This is a genomic window from Burkholderia sp. FL-7-2-10-S1-D7 (assembly GCF_001524185.1).
In the GTDB taxonomy this organism is placed as follows: domain Bacteria; phylum Pseudomonadota; class Gammaproteobacteria; order Burkholderiales; family Burkholderiaceae; genus Burkholderia; species Burkholderia diffusa.
This window is the reverse complement of sequence record NZ_LOWY01000036.1, coordinates 1-19,665: the sequence shown is the minus strand read 5'-3', so window position 1 is coordinate 19,665 and position 19,665 is coordinate 1. Positions and strand designations below refer to the sequence as shown.

At 64.3% G+C, this 19,665-nt stretch carries 18 protein-coding genes and 1 pseudogene; 4 read left to right on the top strand and 15 right to left on the bottom strand.

Annotation, left to right across the window (positions count from 1 at the left end):
* Positions 1-204: 204 nt before the first annotated feature.
* From WS75_RS15830 to WS75_RS15820, 3 genes are all read right to left on the bottom strand, one after another.
* Positions 205-510, bottom strand: a complete 306-nt coding sequence (locus WS75_RS15830) for a hypothetical protein (protein WP_156429800.1) — start codon at positions 508-510, stop codon at positions 205-207.
* A gap of 534 nt (positions 511-1,044) precedes the next feature.
* Positions 1,045-1,290: a hypothetical protein gene (locus WS75_RS15825; protein ID WP_156429799.1), complete on the bottom strand. Its 246-nt coding sequence runs from the start codon at positions 1,288-1,290 to the stop codon at positions 1,045-1,047.
* A gap of 261 nt (positions 1,291-1,551) precedes the next feature.
* A complete protein-coding gene (locus WS75_RS15820) occupies positions 1,552-2,148 on the bottom strand; it encodes a hypothetical protein (protein WP_156429798.1) in 597 nt (198 codons plus the stop codon).
* A gap of 173 nt (positions 2,149-2,321) precedes the next feature.
* Between WS75_RS15820 and WS75_RS33610 the strand changes: the two genes are divergently transcribed.
* Positions 2,322-3,008, top strand: coding sequence for a DDE-type integrase/transposase/recombinase (locus WS75_RS33610; protein WP_257129393.1), 687 nt, complete (start codon positions 2,322-2,324; stop codon positions 3,006-3,008).
* Between the two features lie 290 nt (positions 3,009-3,298).
* Here WS75_RS33610 and WS75_RS15810 read toward each other — a convergent pair whose 3' ends face one another.
* Complete coding sequence (locus WS75_RS15810) at positions 3,299-4,111, bottom strand: hypothetical protein (RefSeq protein ID WP_059681323.1); 813 nt, start codon at positions 4,109-4,111, stop codon at positions 3,299-3,301.
* 121 nt (positions 4,112-4,232) lie between these two features.
* Positions 4,233-5,048, bottom strand: a complete 816-nt coding sequence (locus tag WS75_RS15805; RefSeq protein WP_059681318.1) for an AraC family transcriptional regulator — start codon at positions 5,046-5,048, stop codon at positions 4,233-4,235.
* A 120-nt stretch (positions 5,049-5,168) separates the two neighbouring features.
* Between WS75_RS15805 and WS75_RS15800 the strand changes: the two are divergent.
* Positions 5,169-5,828: pseudogene (locus WS75_RS15800) on the top strand (glutathione S-transferase family protein).
* A gap of 45 nt (positions 5,829-5,873) precedes the next feature.
* On the opposite strand, the gene WS75_RS15795 reads toward WS75_RS15800, so the two are convergent.
* The 10 genes from WS75_RS15795 to WS75_RS15750 form a co-directional block, all read right to left on the bottom strand.
* Positions 5,874-6,962, bottom strand: coding sequence for a porin (locus WS75_RS15795; RefSeq protein ID WP_059681317.1), 1,089 nt, complete (start codon positions 6,960-6,962; stop codon positions 5,874-5,876).
* A gap of 246 nt (positions 6,963-7,208) precedes the next feature.
* The gene (locus tag WS75_RS15790; protein ID WP_059681316.1) at positions 7,209-7,544 is read right to left on the bottom strand and encodes a Rieske (2Fe-2S) protein; all 336 of its coding nucleotides are present in this window, start codon (positions 7,542-7,544) and stop codon (positions 7,209-7,211) included.
* A 3-nt stretch (positions 7,545-7,547) separates the two neighbouring features.
* Complete coding sequence (locus WS75_RS15785) at positions 7,548-7,859, bottom strand: YciI family protein (protein WP_059681315.1); 312 nt, start codon at positions 7,857-7,859, stop codon at positions 7,548-7,550.
* 5 nt (positions 7,860-7,864) lie between these two features.
* Positions 7,865-8,740 carry an intradiol ring-cleavage dioxygenase gene (locus WS75_RS15780; RefSeq protein ID WP_059681322.1) on the bottom strand — a complete coding sequence of 292 codons (876 nt, stop codon included), beginning with the start codon at positions 8,738-8,740 and terminating at the stop codon, positions 7,865-7,867.
* A gap of 28 nt (positions 8,741-8,768) precedes the next feature.
* Positions 8,769-9,836, bottom strand: coding sequence for a maleylacetate reductase (locus WS75_RS15775; RefSeq protein ID WP_059681314.1), 1,068 nt, complete (start codon positions 9,834-9,836; stop codon positions 8,769-8,771).
* A gap of 7 nt (positions 9,837-9,843) precedes the next feature.
* Positions 9,844-11,310 carry an aldehyde dehydrogenase family protein gene (locus WS75_RS15770; RefSeq protein ID WP_059681313.1) on the bottom strand — a complete coding sequence of 489 codons (1,467 nt, stop codon included), beginning with the start codon at positions 11,308-11,310 and terminating at the stop codon, positions 9,844-9,846.
* Positions 11,311-11,342: 32 nt separating this feature from the next.
* A complete protein-coding gene (locus tag WS75_RS15765) occupies positions 11,343-12,362 on the bottom strand; it encodes a hypothetical protein (RefSeq protein WP_059681312.1) in 1,020 nt (339 codons plus the stop codon).
* 41 nt (positions 12,363-12,403) lie between these two features.
* Positions 12,404-12,898, bottom strand: a complete 495-nt coding sequence (locus WS75_RS15760) for a hypothetical protein (RefSeq protein ID WP_059681311.1) — start codon at positions 12,896-12,898, stop codon at positions 12,404-12,406.
* 114 nt (positions 12,899-13,012) lie between these two features.
* A complete protein-coding gene (locus tag WS75_RS15755; protein WP_059681310.1) occupies positions 13,013-13,942 on the bottom strand; it encodes a LysR family transcriptional regulator in 930 nt (309 codons plus the stop codon).
* A gap of 137 nt (positions 13,943-14,079) precedes the next feature.
* On the bottom strand, positions 14,080-15,330 hold the full coding sequence (locus WS75_RS15750) for an MFS transporter (protein WP_059681309.1): 1,251 nt from the start codon (positions 15,328-15,330) through the stop codon (positions 14,080-14,082).
* Between the two features lie 503 nt (positions 15,331-15,833).
* On the opposite strand from WS75_RS15750, the gene WS75_RS15745 reads away from it, so the two are divergent.
* Both WS75_RS15745 and WS75_RS15740 read left to right on the top strand, forming a co-directional pair.
* A complete protein-coding gene (locus WS75_RS15745) occupies positions 15,834-17,318 on the top strand; it encodes an aminotransferase class V-fold PLP-dependent enzyme (protein ID WP_059681308.1) in 1,485 nt (494 codons plus the stop codon).
* A gap of 566 nt (positions 17,319-17,884) precedes the next feature.
* A complete protein-coding gene (locus WS75_RS15740; protein ID WP_059681307.1) occupies positions 17,885-19,417 on the top strand; it encodes an amino acid permease in 1,533 nt (510 codons plus the stop codon).
* Positions 19,418-19,665: the final 248 nt, after the last annotated feature.

The following is a 19,665-nucleotide window of genomic DNA, read 5'->3' as shown; positions in this document are numbered from 1 at the left end:
TTTCTGCGGAGGGGTGCTGTCCATAACGTACTCGTGGCGTGTGGTGGAACAGACCGCCCTGTCCCAGCGGCGGTATGGTGAGTGTTTATTCCGTATGCATTACTGATTGGTTGTGTCGGAGCTATCGGTAACGTCTGGTCACGTAGCTGCCGCGCTGCCCGCCAACCACTAAGTCGACACATTCGCCATCAGGCTTGTCCAGGTCTATTGGCGTAAAAAATCATCTTCCGTAGCGATCGCCAGAAATGCCACGTATCGATTCGCGAGCAGCAGATCCAGCGCCTCCGGTGCCTTGTAATACGACGCGATAAAAACCGCCTTGCTCTCGGGCTTCATACCTTTATCCAACAAATTCTTGATGGCGGACAGTTTTTCCGGCGTCTTGTCGTAGGCGTACTCCAGGACCGCGTCCCGCAGTGCCATGTCGGCCCCCTCGTTCGCCGCGTTCGATGCCTGCGAGACGACGGCAAAGTCAGCAGCCAGCCCCCAAAACATCACTCGACGGTTCAAAATTCTCTCAGGTCGAATCACTCAACCCCCACATTTAATTAGCACAACAATGTTAATTTAATCTGGCTATCAAAACCGATTGTAGTGCCGCCTCACCTTTCGGCATCCCGGTATGGACCTGCGAATCGCAGCGGATTTCTGATCGGCCGGGTCGAACAGTTGACGCCACCGGCTTCCGCGGCTCCATGGCACGAAAGCGTCCTCACTGAAAAATGTCATCAAGTGTGATACAGCGCCGGTCCCGGCTCTCGATCAGTGGGTGTCGAAGTACTGCGTCGTGACCACATACGGGCGATAAAGCACCTTGTTGCTCGTATACTTTCGTGGGTAGCCCAAGCCGCCCATAGGCCCGCACCGGCTGAAACAGCCGAGATAGTGGCTGCCAGTCCCCCGTAAGCAGGTTGTAGAAACTTCTTGTACGCACTGGTTCTCCCATAGGTGTCTCAAAGCCCTCGAGCACCCGACAACCTTCGCCATGACTTGACGGAACATTCCGCCGTTACAGCAGCTGAGCTATGCCGGCTCCAGGGGGCTCTAGCCTGAGCATCTGCCAACCAAGAACGCCACCATGGCCAGCAGCCCGATCCACAGCACATAGCGATCTGGTAGCGCCGTTGGTTCGCCGGCCGTACGCTCCTGCGGCGCAGGTGGCACGGTGGCCGCAGCCGATGTGAACTCGGCCAACCGCTTCGTCACCGCATCGTGCTCATGCAAAAGCTTGTTGTGCGCATCCTGCAATGCCTGCTCACGTTGCTTGCGCGTTCGCTCGCGTTCGATCAAGCGGCTCGCCTCGACCAGCGCCTGGCCCGTTGGTCGCGGGAGATGCCTCGCAGCTGTACCGACCGTCGTCACTGTAGGTGTTCAGATCACGCCGAAGGGTCAAGGAAACCTTGCTTGCCTGCCGCGCCAAAGCGCGCTTAAATCACGTGGCTCCCTCTGCGCCAGCAGAATGCTCCCAAGAGCACCATTCTTTCCTGGCGAATTCTGGCGGCTCGTGTAAGGCACACAACCATCGAATGCCACGGCTTCCCTTGACAAGGCTCAGCCTTGGTACTTGCGCGAGATATCGACCAGGTTTTTGACGCCGAGCAATCCCCAACCGTTGCTCCAGGCCCACCGCTTGATCTCATCGGCATACATGGTGTGGCCGTCCTTTTGCAGTGTCTTGAAGGTTGTCACCGCGAGCTTCTTGTCACTCGGATGCAGAAGGCCGGCGGCGCCATTGAGGGACGACTGGATGAGTTGCAGCGCAGCCATTACCTGTGGGCTCATGGCCGACGGTATCGGGCTCCAAGTGCTTGGCCCCAAGGTGATTGGTTGCCAAGTCGACAGCCAATCCGTACCGTCATCCTCAAGCCAGGGGACGTACACAATGGCAGCGGCCGTCGGGAGGTCATCGATCTTTTCGATATCCGGCGGGGTGAGATGCATAGCCAGAAACAGCGCGTTGGCGGGAGCCTGGACACAGGTTGCAGGATAGGCCAGCACCATCTTCACGCCCTTATTGCCAAGCGCCACGCTGCCTCCCGCCATCAGCGTCTCGACGCCAGCCGAACCGAGCACTTCGGCGACAACGCTGTGCGGGAAAGCACCTTTGGCCGATACGGGCGAGCACCAAGTATTCGATGCGATGTGCACTGCAATACTCGGCGGCCTCGCTCAAGGCGAAACCCACCTTGGCGGCATCTGGGCCCGTGTTTTCGATAAAAAACCTGGGAAGTTGGATGGTCATTAAACTTCCTCATTGAATGTTGTCGCGTGCGGCAAAGAACAGCTCTCCGCCCCCTCTGCTTGGGTTCAACAAGAACACCGTGCAGCAGATCTTCCAGCTCAAGGGCTGGCAGGTTCGCAAACGGCCGATTGGCTTGCGGCCGCGAATCCAATCCATGCAGTCGGTAGCCACGGCGCCGAACGACCGGTGGTCGACCGATATGTGCCGTGTCTGGGCGGGCCGCGACGGTTGGGCGACGCTGGCGCTGGTGATCGACTGCCATACGCGCGAACTGCTTGGGTGGCATCTGTCACGCAGCGGTAAGGCCAGCACGGCATCGAGCGCGTTGGAGCATGCGCTGATCGCCCGCTTCGGCCCGCTCGGACGGGTGCCGAAGGCGTTCCCACTGAGAAGCGACAACGGGTTGGTCTTCACGAGCCGCGATTACGCGGCGCTGGTGCACAGTTACGGACTGCGCCATGAGTTCATCACGCCGCACTGCCCGCAACAGAACGGCATGGTCGAGCGCGTGATTCGAGCACTCAAGGAGCAATGCATACACCGGCACCGCTTCGAAACAAACTGGATTCAGTTCTACAACCCTCGCCGGCCCCACCAAGCGCTGAAGATGAAAGCACTGGCTGAGGCATTCGCTTTAGCCGCTCAACCTGTGCAGGTTCCGCTGGGTCATTACATAGCAGCAATCGAGCACATTGAGGATATACAGGACCTCGACGCAGCTCGAATCAAGAAAAATCTGGCGGTTTATAGCGACGTCCAGGCGTAGCCGCTCGGACGTCACGCAGCGAGCTTGTGCTCGTAATGCGACCGGTCCTTGTCATCGAGGATGGCCGTAACCGAAATTATTGTAAAAGCAGGTGTTGTGATGTACCCAGTGTCCGCGCAAACACCGGCTCGATTGGGTGTACCTGAGTGGGGCGGAGAGGCCATTGATTTTTCGACGAAATCCACGCGTAACCGGAACTGGCGACAGCATGTAACCAGAACTATTGCAACTCAGCACGCCACGGCCACGCCGGAGCCCGATCGGAATCATCCCCTCGCACAAGAAAATCGCTACTTCGACAAACTCAGCTTCTTCGACAGCACGACACCGCTCGACGGGCTCACCAGCCGGATGGATTGGAGATCCATATGCAACGTGGAGATCCGGGTCGTAATGTCGGTGGGCTCCTCGATGCTCGGTTCGGCGTGTTCGACTTGTTCGGTCAGATAAGGCCGAACCAGGCGCCCGGAAAAAACGAGCGCGAAGTCGCCACGCGCTTGGGCGTACACCGCGGGCGAAAGCCGCATGCGGCTGCGAACCGTGGTCTTTTTCCCTTGCCCGGACTCGAGTTCGATGATGTCGACCTGCTGGATATACCCTTTTGCCTTCGCTTCGGGTGCAATCACGAGCCCGCGTCCTCGCGGCCCCGTCGTGACCTTTCTGAGCAGGATGCTCGTCCGGTCGTCGCGCTCCGCGTCGAACAGGTCGACGTCCAGCGTCAGCAGGTGCTGCTGCGACCGGTACCTCAGCCCGTACCGCACCGGCACCACGAACGTCACGTCACGATCGAGATCGACGGCCGCCAGCTCGGGATTCGGGCCATGCCGATCGGTGGCGCTGGAGACCAGGCCACGAACCCGTGCACTCAAGGACGGCGCGGCAGCGCTGACGTGCTGCTTCTTCAGCGCATCCCGGATGGCAACCGGATCGTCACCGACAATCGGCCGGCCGGGCGACGTCTCGTGATCGGCAACGGGCGCGATGCGCGCCGTGCCGTCGACAGCCTCCGCTTCGGCATGCGCCGCCACTGGCGTCAGCATCATCGCCAAGGCGACGACCCACGCGAAGTTCGAACGACGCAACTCGGATTTCATGTGAAGCACGGCGAACTCCTGATTTTCTCGCATATCGGTCAACGACGAGCACTATAGGGTGGAATGACCGGCAGCGCACCCACGGTTCGAAATTACCCATGGTGCGGTCGCCGATCAAGAGCCGGCCGCCTCATCCCCGCCCATCCCCCCGCCGATACTCCGCCGGCGCCTTCCCCACCATCTTCCGAAAATCGCGCGTGAAATGCGCCTGGTCGAAATACCCCAACGCCTGAGCCAGTTCCGCGAGATCGACCGGCTCGCCGCCGGCGAGTTTGTCCGCGGCCTCATGCAGGCGATAACGACAAATCACCCACTTCGGCGACACGCCCACATAGTTGGAAAACAGTTGCTGCAGCGTGCGCTCGCTCAACCCGGCGCGCTCGGCCAGATCGCGCACCTGCGTGAGCCCGAGGTCCTGCTGCAGCATCTGCAAAATGGCATGAATGCGCTCGACCTGCGGATCGGCCGGCGGCAGCACGCGCAACAGCAACGCCTCCGCGGCGGCCACCATCCCGGCATCCGCCTCGGCACCGAGCACGGCGTCTTCGGCTTCCGCATCGCCACAATCGAGCAGCGTCGACACGGGCAGCACCTTGTCTGTTGACAAATGCACAGGCTTGCCGAAGAACGCCCGGAACGCCCCCGGCCGAAACCGCAAGCCCATCACCCTCCCGGCGCCGGCCAGCGTCGTCTCGAACGCCCCCGACACCACACCGAAAATCCCCGTCTGCCGCCGGTCGAACACCAGATTGACGCACGGATACGGCAGCGTGCGCTGCACATACGGCGGCTGGTCGCGCAGATCCCATTCGACGATCCAGTGGTGATCCAGCACCCCGGCCAGTTCGGCACACGGGTAATAGCGATTCAGCCGGAAGCTCTGATTGAAGGCTTTCGGGCCGACGACGCCTTTGGGCGTCTCGGTCACGTGACGCAATTCGGCCATGGTGACGAACCGTTGAGGTGACGGCGTGATGATGCACCGCCACAGCGGATTTTTCCAAGACGAAGCCGCACGGCCGTCCTACATTGGAATACTCGCCTCGAACGCACACCGGAGCCCGCGATGCCGCAAGACCGTCACCTGACCCTGTACCACTCCCCGCGCAGCCGATCGGCCGGCGCGCGGATGCTGCTCGAGGAACTGAGCGCCGACTACGAACTGCACGCGTTCGACCTCTCCGCAGGCAAACATCACGACGCCGGGTACCTCCGCATCAACCCGATGGGCAAGGTGCCCGCACTGCGTCACGGCGACGTGATCGTGACCGAGCAGGCCGCCGTCTAAATGTACGCGGCGGAACTGTATCCGGAAGCCGGCCTGTCGCCGGCGCCGGGCGATTCACTGCGCGGCCCGTACCTGCGCTGGATGACGTTCTATGGCTCGTGCTTCGAGCCTGCCATCGTCGACCGCTCGATGAATCGTCCGCCCGCGGCTTACTCGACGTCACCGTACGGCGACTTCGATGCCGTCATCAACGCGATCGATGCGCAACTGGCACAGGGGCCCTGGCTGCTGGGCGAGCGCTTCACGGCGGCAGATGTGCTGTGGGGCTCTGCGCTGAACTGGACCACGATGTTCAAGCTGGTGCCCGAGACGCCGCGCATGCGCGCCTATATCGATCGCGTGCTGGCTCGCCCGGCCATCGAGCGCGCGCAGGCGGCAGATGCGGCACTCGCGGCAGAGCAGGACAAAGCCAAGGAGGCGGCGTCCGCTGCGAGATAGTCCGGTGCGGGGCGGACCTCGATGCATGTTCCGCCCCGCACCCCGTCAAAACATCGTATGCACCCCGACGCGCGCCACGGCCTGACTCGCTGAACTCGACGCCCCGTTCGGATCGAGCACGCCGTTGATCTGCGCGTTCGCCCCGCTGTTCGCGCGCTGATAATCGGCGGACACGTAGACCATCGTCCGCTTCGACAACAGGTATTGAAACGCGACGCTGACCTGATGCGCGTGGTTGTCGTTCACAGCTTCGTTGCCCTTCATGTACATGTACTTCGCGCCGAGAAAGACATCCGGCCGGATGCGCCACACCCCACCCGCTTCGGCCATCCACACGCCTGCTTCGTTGAACGAATTGCGTACGGTGGTCAGCAGCGCCTTCGCGGTGACCGCGCCGAAGTCATAGTGCATCCCGATGCCCCAGTTGCGCACACTGGTCGACGGCGTACCGGGCGCCGGCCCATACTTCTCGTTCGTATAGGCCGCACCGACACCGAACGCCCCGGCTTCGTAGTTCAGCCCGGCACTCACGGTATTGTCCGCGCCGACGGAACCGGCCACACCGCCGAACGCATACATCACGCCCCCGGAAAACCCGGCAATCGTCGGCGAGCTGTATTTGACCGAATTCGCGACCGGCTTGCTGCCCGCCGTGCGGTCCCAGTCGAATGCGCCGGTCGGATTGCCCGGCAGCGCGAGACGCTGGAACGGGCCATTCCTGAACCCGTACAGCCCCGTAAGATCCATCGAGATCGCGTTCCCCTTCGCAAACAGGGAATCCACCATGAAGTCGTACTGATTCCCCAGCCTGACGCCGCCGAACCGGTCGCTCTCGATGCCCACGTATGCGTTACGCCCGAAGAGTCCGGTCCCGACGATGCTGCCGTTCGCCATCGAGAACTGGTTCACGAGCGCGAACGTCGCGTGATATCCGCCACCGAGATCTTCCGTGCCGCGCAAGCCGAACAGGTTCGGCGTGAAGATGCCGTCGTCGAACTTGACGTTCTTTCCACCGGCCTCGTTGCTGACATACGAGATACCGCTGTCGATCAGACCGAACATGGTCACGCTGCTCTGCGCGTATGCACCCTGCGCGATGACAAGCATCGCGACTGCTCCAAACCTCAGTTTCATTGTGTCTCCGTCTTTTTTCTGTCAATGCGAACCGGTCGCCCGCTGTGTCGCGGGTACTCGCCCGATGCTTCGTTAAACAACGACTTCCCCGGCCCGGATTCGCAGTCATCCAGGCCTGAGAAACTGGCATTTGATTAGCTTTACTGATTGAATGGAATGAATGAAGTCACGCTCACTCTCCATTTCATCCCGCGTGATGCGATTACCGCACGGCCCGATTTCCGCTGGGCAATCCGGCCTTCAGAGTCAAGCGCCCCGACAGATCACCCACGCCGCCGAATCCACCTCGACAGGCACGGCTTCCAGCCCGGCCCCCGAACACGGTCCGTCGATGCACACGCCATCGTCGAACCTGAACAGCGCGCTGTGATGCGCACACATCAGCACCTGGGACCGGTAGCAGGAAACGTTGCCGGGCACGAAGTCGAGCGGAACCGAGAAATGCGGGCAACGATTCACGTAAGCCCACACCTGCTCCCCGCGCCGCACGACGATGACAGGACGCCCGATGCACGCTTCGTCGACGACCCGTGCCCCGCCATCCGGCACATCGGAGAAGCGGCAGAGTTGCGCGCCACCCATGACTCACGCTCTCCGCTCGGGATTGCCAAGGCTCCAGTCCCACGGTCGAACCTCCACCCGCGAGAACAGCCCTTCTTTCACGTACGGATCGTTGCCGACGAACTGCATCACCGCATCGATGTCGTCCGCCTCGACGACGAGCAGCGTGCCGTTCATCGCATCGCCCTGCGGATCGAGCGTCGGCCCGCCGAGCCGCACATACACGCCGTGCTGCGCGGCGGAGCGCAGGTAGGTCCGGTGCGTGGCCCGCACGCGGTCGCGCACGTCGCGCATCCCGGGCTGGTCCGTCGCAAACACTGCAAAGAATCGCGCCATGTCGGTCAGCTCCGGTCGAGCACGAAGTCGTACGTCGCTTCGCGATATGCGCCGCTCAATCCGACCCGGCGCGCGAGTTCATCGCCGCCCGCACGCGGACGATAGGCAACCATCAGCGACGGCTTCACGCCGAAGACGGCATCCGAGTTCAGATACGCGTCCTGCTCGTCGAACAGATGCGTAACGAGCTTGCGGTAGCCCGGCGCGTCGATCATGAAGTGCAGATGCGCGGGCCGCCACGGATGACGGCCAGTGGCATCGAGCATCTTCCCGACGGGGCCGTCGGTCGGAATCGGGTAGCTGACCGGCAGAATCGTCGTGATCGCATAACGGCCTTCGGCATCGGTCCGGTAGCGGCCGCGCAGATTGCCGTGCGGCTGCGCCTTGTCCTGCCCGGAATACATGCCGTTCTCCGCGGTCTGCCACACGTCGAGCACGGCGTCGCGCACCGGCGCACCGTCGGTGTTGCGCACGCAGCCATGCACGACGACGGGTGTGCCGGGCGTGAACGCCATGTTCTCGCCATACGCGCGCTCGGGCATCCCTTCGATGTAGAACGGGCCGAATACGGTCGTCTCCGTCGCGCCGGTGGCGAAGCGATGATTGATCGCATCGACGAGCATCGACACGCCCAGCGTGTCCGACAGCAGGATGAATTCCTGGCGCACGACGTCGTCGCACATCTTCCCGGTTTCGGTCAGGAAGCGAATCGCGGCCATCCACTCGGCCTCGGTCAGCTCCGTCTCGCGCACGAACGCATGCAGATGCCGCACGAGGCTCTGCATCAGCATGCGCAAGCGCGGGTTCGACGTACCGTCGAAGCTGGCGACGACCTGCTCGGTCAGCCGCATGTCGCCGTCATCATGATGCTCATTCGTCACGTTCGTCTCCTGTGATGCAGCCGGCCGCTCAATGCGGCTCGCGCCCTTCCCACGCATGCTGAAGCAATTCGCGAATCGGCGCACGTTCGATCGGCCGCGGGTTCGCATACGGATTCCGGCAGGCGAGGTCGGCGGCTTCGTCGAGGCCGGCTTCCGGCATCCCGATGTCGGCAAGCGCCGCCGACAGGCCCAGTTGCCGATTCAACCGGAACAACAGCGGGCCGGCGTCGGCCGCGTCGGTGCCGCCCAGCGCCCGCGCGACACGGCGCAGCGCGTCGGGCGCCGCGGCATGGTTGTAGTGGGCGGTATGCGGCAACATCGCGGCGTGCGTCTGCGCATGCGGCAGGTTGAAGGTGCCGCCGAGCGTATGACACAGCTTGTGGTGCAACGCCATGCCGACCGCGCCGAGACACGTGCCGGCGAGCCATGCGCCATACAACGCGCGGCTGCGCATCTCGCGGTCGTCGGGCGCGCGGACGATCGCGGGCAGTGCCTCGCCGAGCGCGCGAATCGACTCCTCGGCCATCAGGCTGATCACCGGGTTCGCATCTTCCGCGTAGAGCGCTTCGACCGCGTGCGCCATCGCATTGACGCCCGACGCCGCCGAAATCCCCGGCGGCAGCGACAGCGTCAGGGACGGGTCGTAGAGCACGGTACGCGGCAGCACGCGCGGATCGCGCCCGGTGCGCTTCAGCCGGCCTTCCGTGAGCCCGAAGATCGGCGTCATCTCCGAGCCCGCGTAAGTCGTCGGCACGGCGAGGATCGGCAGCGACGACTCGAGCGCGATCGCCTTGCCGAGCCCGATCGTCGAGCCGCCGCCAATCGCGATACAGCATTCCGCGCCCAGTTCGGCGGCCATCTCGCGTGCGGCACGCGCGACTTCGACCGGCACGTGCATCACGGCCTGCGCGCATACGCCGGCCGCGCGCTCGCCGAGCACGCCCCTGACCCGCTCGGCGAGCGGCTGCTGTTCCGGCGTCGACAGAATCAGCGCCCGGTGCGCGCCGAGCGCGGACAACTCGTCCGGCAACCGTTCGAGCGCGCCCCATTCGAACACGACGCGGGACGGCGTTCCCTGATAGACGAAGCGCTCCATCCCGGCCTCAACGCTTGAAGTGCGGCGGCACCTTGCCGTCGACGTTGACCCACACCGAACGCGCTTCCGTGTAGTCGTGCATTGCCTCGAAGCCCATCTCGCGGCCGTAGCCCGACTTGCCGACACCGCCGAACGGGCTGCCCGGATTGACGCGCTTGTAGCAGTTGATCCAGCACATACCCGCGTGGATCTGCGACGCCAGCTTGTGTGCGCGGGAAAGATCGTTGGTCCACAGGCCGCTGCCGAGCCCGTATTCGGTCGCGTTGGCGATCGACAGCGCTTCCTCGTCGCTGCCGAAGCGCAGCACGGTGACGAACGGGCCGAACACTTCCTCCTGCGCGACGCGATCGGTGGCATGCTTCGCTTCGATGACCGTCGGGCGCACGTAGTAGCCGTTGGCGAGTGCGGCATCCTGCGGCGCACTGCCGCCCGCGAGCACGCGGCCGCCCTGCTCGCGCGCGACGTCGACGAACGACAGCACGCGGTCGAGGTGCTGCTTCGACGTCAGCGGGCCCATCTCGGTGTCCGGGTCCAGCGGGTTGCCGACGCGGATCGACGAAGCCAGCGACACGAAGCGCTCGAGGAATTCGTCGGCGATGCGTTCATGCAGCACGAGACGCGAACCCGCGATGCACGCCTGCCCCTGGTTGTGGAAGATCGCCCACGCGGCGCCGTTGATGGCGGCGTCGAGGTTCGCATCGTCGAAGACGATGTTCGCGCCCTTGCCGCCCAGTTCCAGCTGCACGCGCTTCAGGTTGCCCTGCGAGGCGTCGACGATCCGGCGGCCCGTTGCCGTCGAACCGGTGAACGCGATCTTGCCGACCCCGGGGTGCTCGGCGAGCCGCTGGCCTGCCGTATGACCGTAGCCGGGGACGATATTGACGACACCTGCCGGGAACCCGACCTCGGCCATCAGTTCGACGATGCGCAGCGTCGACAGCGGCGTGATCTCCGACGGCTTGAGCACGACGGTGTTGCCTGCCGCCAGCGCCGGCCCCATCTTCCAGCTCGTGAACATCAGCGGGAAATTCCACGGCACGATCTGGCCGACGACGCCGATCGGCGCGCGCTGCACATAGTTCAGGAAGCCGGTTTCGACGGGAATCACCGAGCCCTGCAGCTTGTCGGCCATGCCGCCGAAGTAGCGGAAGCAGGCTGCCGTGCGCGGTACGTCGAGCGCGCGCGAATCGCGGATCGGGTGGCCGGTGTCCAGCGATTCCAGTTGCGCGAGTTCCTCGGCGTTGGCTTCGATCGCGTCGGCGAGGCGCAGCAGCAACCGGCCGCGATCGGCCGCCGCCATGGCCGACCACGCCGGGAACGCGCGGGTCGCGGCTTCGACCGCCAGGTCCACGTCCACCGCGGTGGCGGCGGCGATCTTCGTGATCAGCGAGCCGTCGTGCGGATTGAGCACGTCGATCGTGCCGCGCTCGACGGCGTCAACGAAGCGCCCGTCGATGAAAAGTTGGTTTTGCATGAATCGTCCTCGATTTTTTGCTGAAGTGCGGCTTAAAACTCGATCGGATACGGCGCCAGCTCGCCGCTCTCGTATCGCTGCGGCAGGTTCGGTGTCGCGTTTTCCCAGACCAGCAGCATCGAGCGCTTCGTCGAATAGCCCTGGTGGCGGATGTCGGCGGGCATCGCGCAGATGTCGCCGGCCCGCATCGTGATGCGCGCGCGCGGCGCGCCGGTGTTCTTGTCGCCGATGTCCCATACGATTTCGTCGGACAGCTGAAGAAACCATTCAACGCGGTCGTTGCCGTGGAACACCGGCAGGATGAATTCCTCGGTGGTCGGGCAGAACAGGCTGCGCCCGCACACGGACGTGACCGACGGATTCCACGTCACGTCCGAGCGCGACAGGTACTTGAACAGGTTGAACGCGTGCAGTTCGCCTTCGAAGCCCGGCTTCACGTGCACTTCAGGCTCGTCCTGGCTGACGTCGAGGAACGCGCGGTTGACCGGCAGATCGTCGCGCAGCGGCGAGTCGCCTTCGAGGCCCGGCATGCGGCGCGTCGCGATGCGCGTGCGTTCGATCGCCGCGCCGTTCTCGCCGTGCTTGCGGCCGAATGCCGTGCCGGTTTCCTCGGGTGCGGCGAACGGATCGAAGCCTTCGTTGGTCCAGTCGTGCAGCATGGCCTTGAAGGTCGCCATGATCGTCGGTGTTTCGAACGTCTCGGTGTAGTCGACGCCGGCTTCCTTCAGGATCCCGTTGAAGGTGCCCGCATAGACGTCGACCTTGCCGTAGTGATTGCGCGTGCCGAACACGTGATCGAAGTTCACCCAGCCGTAGAAGAAGCCCCATGCGACGTCACGCATCATCGCGCGCAGGAATGCGTCCGCGGGCATCGCATGCGTACGCGTGCGGCCTTTCGCCGGCCAGCTGATTTTCACGAAGTATTCGTCGCGCTGGAACGCGAACTCGCCAAGCTGGAAGCGGCGGTAACCGGTGACGGCATCGGCTTCCGTGGCCTGCACCAGATCGGCGGCAAAGCCGGCGGAAAGATCGAGGGTCTCGAGGGTGGCCATAACGTGTCTCCTGGAATGTTTGAACGGGGCAGTCGGATGGATCAGCGCAGGCAGATGTCGGCCCACTTCTCGACGGACAGCTCGCCGAGCATGGTCTGCACGAGCGCGACGCCCGGCTTGCCGGCGGCGAAGCGATACGCGCAGCCGGCCGGCAGCAGTGCCTGATGCCCCTTGCGCAGGACGACGTAGCCCATCTCGCGGCCCGCCGGCTGTGCGCCGGCGCTCACGGTGCCGCGGCCGGTGGTCGGCGGGTTGTCGAGCTTGATGAATTCGATGCGGACTTCGCCATCCATCTGGATCGCGAACTCGTCGTGCGCACACGCGAACCATGGCGACTGGCCGTCGGTCCGCAGCACTTCGATCACGTATTCGAGGTTCTTGCCGGCGACGACCTTTTCGTAGGGCGCCGACTTCGATGCGATGTCGAATACGTTCGAGAAGGCGTAGTGTTTTGCGCTGCCGCTGGTGATTTCGATCTCGCCCTTGGTATGGCTGTCGAGCGAGCCAAAGACGGTGTGGAATGCCGCGTCGGTCATTGCTGTCTCCTGAGTTGAACCGCTTGTTGGATTCCACTCTAGGGGCAAGGGCGCCCCTCAACAAGGCAACGGAGCGCGACTACGGCATTTGCGATTCGCGAATAATCGCTTCGTTCAGCGAACCCAGCCGCGCTCCAGCAGTGGAAGGTCCCACGGCGATTCGTCGCCGATGTATTCGACGAGGAATTCGACCAGTGCCTTCACCTTCAACGCCTGTCGCTGCGTTGCGGGATAAACGGCGGCAAAGCTCAGCGGCGCGATCTGGAAATCGGTGAGGATGGGCACCAGCCGGCCCGCGACGAGCGCGTCGCTCGCAACCAGCGTGGGCAGGCAGACGACACCGCCGCCCGTCAGCGCATACTCGCGCAGCAGGTGCACGGAGTTCGAGCGGATCATGCCGGGCAACTCCATTTCGACGACCTCGTCGCCGCGCGTCAGGGTCCAGCGGTTGCGCGACGGATAGCCGGAATACAGCGCCGTGGTGTGCTGCAGCAATTCGCGTGGATGTTGTGGCGCACCATGCGCTTCGAGGTAGGCCGGCGACGCGCAGAAAAGGCGTCGCACCACGAACAGGCGCCGCTCGATCAGCGACTCGGATATCGGCGGGAAGATCTGGAACGCGATGTCGAACCCTTCTTCGACAGGGTCCACGACACGGTCATTGACGATGATGTCGAGCTGAATGCCCGGGTAGCGGCGATTGAATTCGGCGAGCGGCACGCCGAAGTGATCGAGCGCGAAACCGGGCAGCATCTGGATACGCAGCCGCCCGGTCGGCGTCGCGCGCAGTTCGCGCATCTGGTCGGTCAGCTCGTTGACGCGCCCGACCACCTCGGCGCATTCACGGTAGAAGGTCTCGCCGACTTCGGACAGGCGCACGTGGCGCGTGCTGCGATGGAACAGCGGCGCGTTGACGAACTTCTCCAGCTGCTGGATCCGGTTCGTCACGACCGAACTGGTGACCCCAAGCTGTCGCGCCGCTTCCGCAAAACTGCTCGCCTCCGCAACCCTGACGAATGCCTCGATGCTCAGAAACCGGTCCATACCGCGCCCTTTCCGAAAGCGAAACTGGCAGTCTAACCGCACCTGCCGGCCGGTTGGGGAATGCCGAACGCGTCACACTGTCACCAGGCGGGTGTCAATCCCGCCGACTGCCTGGCACGAGCATGACCGAGGGTACGTTACGGCTGCTTGCCTGCCGACAGCTCCGGCTGCAGGCCCACGCGACGCTGCAGCACGGCCGGCGCGGTTTCCCGCAGCAGCAAGCTGACCACGATGCCGAGCAGCACTGCCCCCATCGGCAGCCACAGGATGTTCTGGATCCCGAAGTGTGCGGCAACGTAGCCGCCCAGCGCCGGTGCGATGCCGCCGCCGAAGATCTCGCCGCAACCGACCACCACGCCGATCGACGTCGAAACGAGGCCGACGGGCGCGGCTTCGGTCGCCACGGGGCCCGACAGCAGCGACACCAGCCCGAGCGTGAAGAACGATGCGACGAACAGCACCGCGAACAGCACGAGCGGCTGCGGACCCAGCCCGCGGAACACGTAGAGCATCACCGCCGTGCCGGCGAAACCGACGATGCTCGCGAGGCGACGGCCCACGAGGTCGGACAGGCCCGGCAGCCCGAACTGCCCGAGAAAGCCGCCGAAGCCGATCGCCGACACCACGAGGCCCATCTTCTGCGTGCCGAGCCCAAGGTAATCCGTCAGGTACAGCGGCAGCAGCGCGCCGAGCACGAACACGCCGGTCATCGCACAGCACAGCGCGCCCATCGCGACGAGGATGTTGCGGCTCTTCAGCACATGGCCGAGCGACGCCGGAGCGTGTTCCGACGCCACCTCCCTCGCGCGCTTCGGTTCGCGGATCACGAAGAACATGATCGCGCCGAGGATCAGCCCGGGAATCGCCACGAGCGCGAACACCCAGCGCCACGACACGACGTTGAGCAGCTGCGTCGCGATGATCGGCGACAGCGCGAGCCCGAACAACGCGAAGCCGCTTTGCTGCAGCCCGAGGTTCAGGCCGCGCCGCCGCGGATGCGACGCGTCGGCGGTGGCCGCGAAGCTGGTCGGGCAGAACGAGCCTTCGGCGACGCCCATCAGCCCGCGAATCGCGATCAGGCCGAGCAGCCCGCCCGCGAGCCCCGAGAAGCCCGACAGCAGCGAGAACGCGATGATCGCCGGGATCAGGACCTTGCGGCGGCCGACCTTGTCGGAAATGCCGCCCATCAGCGCCGCGAAGATGCCCCACGACAGGCCGAGCACGCCGATGCAGTTGCCGACGTCCTGCGCGGTCAGGTGCAGGTCCTTCATGATCGAAGGGAACAGCGGCGCGATGAGCCAGCGGTCGAGGCCGACCAGCCCGAAACCGAGCGCCAGCAGCGTCACCGCCTTCCACTCATAGGAGGTATCCCACTCGTTTGCTTTCATGTCCGTCTCCGTGGACCGGTCCGCCTGCACGCGCCGGGGCGTCCGTGCATGAGCCAGGTCCGTTGTCTTGTGTGTGCGATGCGACGTGAGTCGCGAGGAAGTGGCGGCCGCCTTTCCGGTTGCAGGCGTCGAATTCAATCAGCCGACGCCCGAACGATAGGTGCGCGCACGCAAATCGGGTATGGAACATCCGGCGAACGCGCCATTCGCGAAACGCAAATAATCGGCGGATCGGCGCGGGAGGCGTCAGCCGGCAGCGCGGAACGCGCGGCGGCACGGACGAAACGGCGCGAATGCGTGTGTCACAGGGGGAATCCCTCATGGACATCGGCGGATCGTTGCCGGGTGCCACCAGGAGACAACAGGATACGATTCCAATTAAATCGACGTCGATGGAATATTTTTCCACGCATCAGCGAACAGCCAACGAATTTTGGATCCTTTTTCCCCGCTCCTCCTCGTATCATTTCTCCCGTTACGAAAAGAATGAACCAGAGAAGGACATGAGCGATACCACCCCGCTGCACTACCTCGACTACGCGGCCACCACCCCCGCGGATCCCCGCGTGATCGAAGCGATGACGGCCTGCCTGGGCGCCGACGGCATCTTCGGCAATCCCGCGTCGAGTTCGCATGCCGCCGGCCGGCTGGCGAAGGAGAAGGTCGAGCACGCACGCGCGCAGGTCGCCGCGCTGATCGGCGCGGATGCCGACGAGATCGTCTGGACGTCGGGCGCCACCGAATCGAACAACCTCGCGCTGAAAGGCTATGCGGAGACCGCGACCGACAAGCGCCACCTGATCACGAGCCGCATCGAACACAAGGCCATCCTCGACACGATGGCGAACCTGTCGAAGCGCGGCATGACCACGACCTACCTGTCGCCCACCGCCGACGGCGAAATCACCGTCGACGCCGTGGCCGCGGCGATCGGCCCCGACACGGGCCTGGTGTCGCTGATGCTCGTCAACAACGAACTCGGCACGCTGACCGACATCGGCGCGATCTCGCGCATCGTGCATGCGGCCGGCGCGCTGCTGCACGTCGACGCCGCGCAGGCGCTCGGCAAGACGCCGATCGACGTGCGCGCGCTCGGCATCGATCTGCTGTCGATGTCCGCGCACAAGGTGTATGGCCCCAAGGGCATCGGCGCGCTGTTCGTCCGACGCGAGATCGCCGACCTTATCGCGCCGCAGATCCACGGCGGCGGACACGAGCGCGGCCTGCGCTCGGGTACGCTCGCGACGCACCAGATCGTCGGCATGGGCACCGCCTGCGAACTCGCCGCGGAAAAACTCGAGCGCGAAGCCGTGCGAATCGCGGCGCTGAGCGCACGCCTGAAGGACGCGCTGTTCGCGCTCGGCGGCATCACGCACAACGCGGCGGCGGCACGCCGCATCCCGCACACGTTGAGCCTCACGGTCAACGTGCCGGGCTTCTTCCCGTTCATGCTCGGCGATTCGCTCGCCGTGTCGTCGACCTCCGCGTGCAACTCGACCAGCGGCGCGCCGTCCCACGTGTTGACCGCGATCGGCCTCGACGCCGAAGCCGCGGGCCGCACGGTGCGCATCAGCTTCGGCCGCTTCACGACGGAGCACGACGTCGATTTCGCGATTGCGTGTTTCGCGCGCGCGCTCGAGCAATGCCGTGCCGCGGCGGCGACCGGTTTCACCGCATCGCGACAGATCACGCCAGCGGACCTGAAGGCGATTCGCAACGCAGGCTTTCGCGCGGTGATCTGCAACCGGCCGGACGGCGAAAGCGCCGATCAGCCGGCATTCGACGAAATCGCCGCCGCCGCGCGCGAACTCGGCCTCGACGCGCGCTATCTGCCGGTCGAACGCAACCGGATCGGCGACGCGGAAGTCGATGCGTTCGGCGCGCTGGTCGATGCACTGCCGAAGCCGGTGCTCGCGTATTGCCGAAGCGGAAGCCGCGCCGGGATGCTGTGGAATCGCCTGACGGCGCGTCGGACCGAAACGGCCTGAGCGCAACCCGCATGTAACCGAGCATCGCCCGGGCTCGCGCACGAAGCCGACGGCACGGTGCGCGATCGCGCGGGCACGAGCACCGTCACCCGAACGGTCACGCTGAACAGGATGGTGGAGAGTCGCGAGGGCGTCCCGTACCAATCGGTGACCGGGATGAATTCGATACTGCGCCGTCCCGCATCCATCTGCCCGTCTCCTGAAGTCGTCTCGTCCGTCAACCCGCTTCGCCACGCGGGTTGATGTCACTCCAGCGGGCACTTTCCCCCGGTTTTCGAAGTTCGACCAGCTCGGATCATCCGCGATCCGTACGGATTTCTTACAAAACTTCAATCCGGCATGCGATGCCCCCGAAACGTGCATCCGCCCGGAGTTTCGGGTGCATTGCCGAAATCCGATAGCGCCGCGAGATTTGGCTTCATACCGTTCCCGCATCGGACCGGAAAGCGACTCGTCATTCACCCAGGACGTCGCGTGCCGCCGACGAATTCCAGGGGCGGGCCGCGGTGCCGGGCCCGGGCAGCGATGACGGTCCTGCCATGCAGGACATTCGTGACGGAGCGAACATGGACGCGAAAATCCAGCCTGACTTGGGCACCGACAGTGACGTAAGCCTTCTCCACAAGATGGGATACGCGCAGGAGCTGTCGAGACGCATGAACGGCTTCTCGAACTTCGCCGTGTCGTTTTCGGTGATCTGCATTCTGTCGGGCGGCATCACGGCGTTTCAGCTGGCGTTTTCCGCGGCCGGCGGCGCATCGATCGGCCTCGGCTGGCCGCTCGGCTCGCTGTTCGCGCTGATCGTGGCGGTATCGATGTCGCAGATCGCGTCCGCGTTTCCGACCGCCGGCGGCCTCTATCACTGGGGCGCCATCCTCGGCGGGAAGAAATGGGGGTGGATGACCGCATGGCTCAACTTGATCGGCCTGATCTTCGTGATCGCGGCGATCAACTTCGGCACCTACGATCCGTTCTTCAAGACGCTGATCGCACCGATGTTCGGCGTCAGTCCGGACAGCCTGACATGGTGGCATCAGACCGCGTTCATCGCGATCATCACCCTTTCGCAGGCGATCCTGAACGCACGCGGCATCAGGATCGCGAGCAAGATCACCGACCTGTCCGGCTACCTGATCTTCGTCGTGACGATCGCGCTGGTCGTGTCGCTCCTGGTCTACTCACCGGTCGCGTTCGACCTGCATCGGCTCGTCACCTTCACCAATTACACGCACGTCGACGGCAGCGCCTGGCCGAAACAGAGCACGCCGCTCGCGTTCCTGTCCGGCCTGCTGCTGGTGACCTACACGATCACGGGCTTCGACGCATCCGCGCACACGTCGGAAGAAACGCACGACGCGGCGAAGAACGTGCCGCGCGGCATCATCGGCTCGGTGTTCTGGTCCGCGGCGTTCGGCTACGTGATGGTGTGCGCGTTCGTGCTGGTCATGCCGGACCTGACCGCCGCGATGAAACAGGGCACCGGCTTCTTCGAAGCCATCCTCGCGCCGATTCCGAAGACGCTGCGCGTGTGCCTCGAGCTCGCGATGTTCTTCATCAACTACGTGTGCGGGCTCGCCGCGATCATGTCGACGTCGCGCATGATGTACGCATTCGCGCGCGACGGCGGGCTGCCGGCGTCGAAGCTGCTGCGCAGTGTGAATCACAATCATCGGACGCCCGGGCCCGCGATCTGGACGTGCGCGGTGCTTGCAATCGTCGTCACGCTTTACGGCGACGCGTTCTCGGTGTTGAGCGCGGGCAGTGCCGTGTTCCTGTTCATCTCGTATGCGATGCCGATCGGCTCGGGGATGCTTGCCGAAGGGCGCACCTGGACCGAAAAGGGCCCGTTCCAGCTGGGCATCTGGTCGAAGCCGTGCGCGCTGCTCGCGCTGGTGGGCGCGTGCGTGCTCGCGTACGTCGGCATCCAGCCGCCGAACGAGAAGGTGCTCTACGTGCTCGTCGCATTCGTGGCAGTCCTGATGGTCATCTGGTACGGCTTCGGTGTGCGCACGACCTTCGCCGGGCCGCCGATGCTCAAGGACACGCGCAATGACGCGCGCATTCGCGAACTCGAGGCGAATGTCGATCCGACCGTGTGACGCGGCACCGATTCGCGCACAGCGCAACAATCCGGCTCGCGGTTTGCGAGCCGGATCGTTTTACGTCGCGTCGCAGCGAACGAGGTTCAACCGCGTTGGCGGTCGAACCCGATTGCCACGTCTTAGCCGTAGACCGGGAAACGCTTGGTCAGCTCCGCGACCAGGCCACGAACGCGCTCGATCGTCGCTGCGTCTTCCGGGTTCTCGAGCACGTCGGCGATCAGGTTGCCGACCTGCTCCGCTTCCGC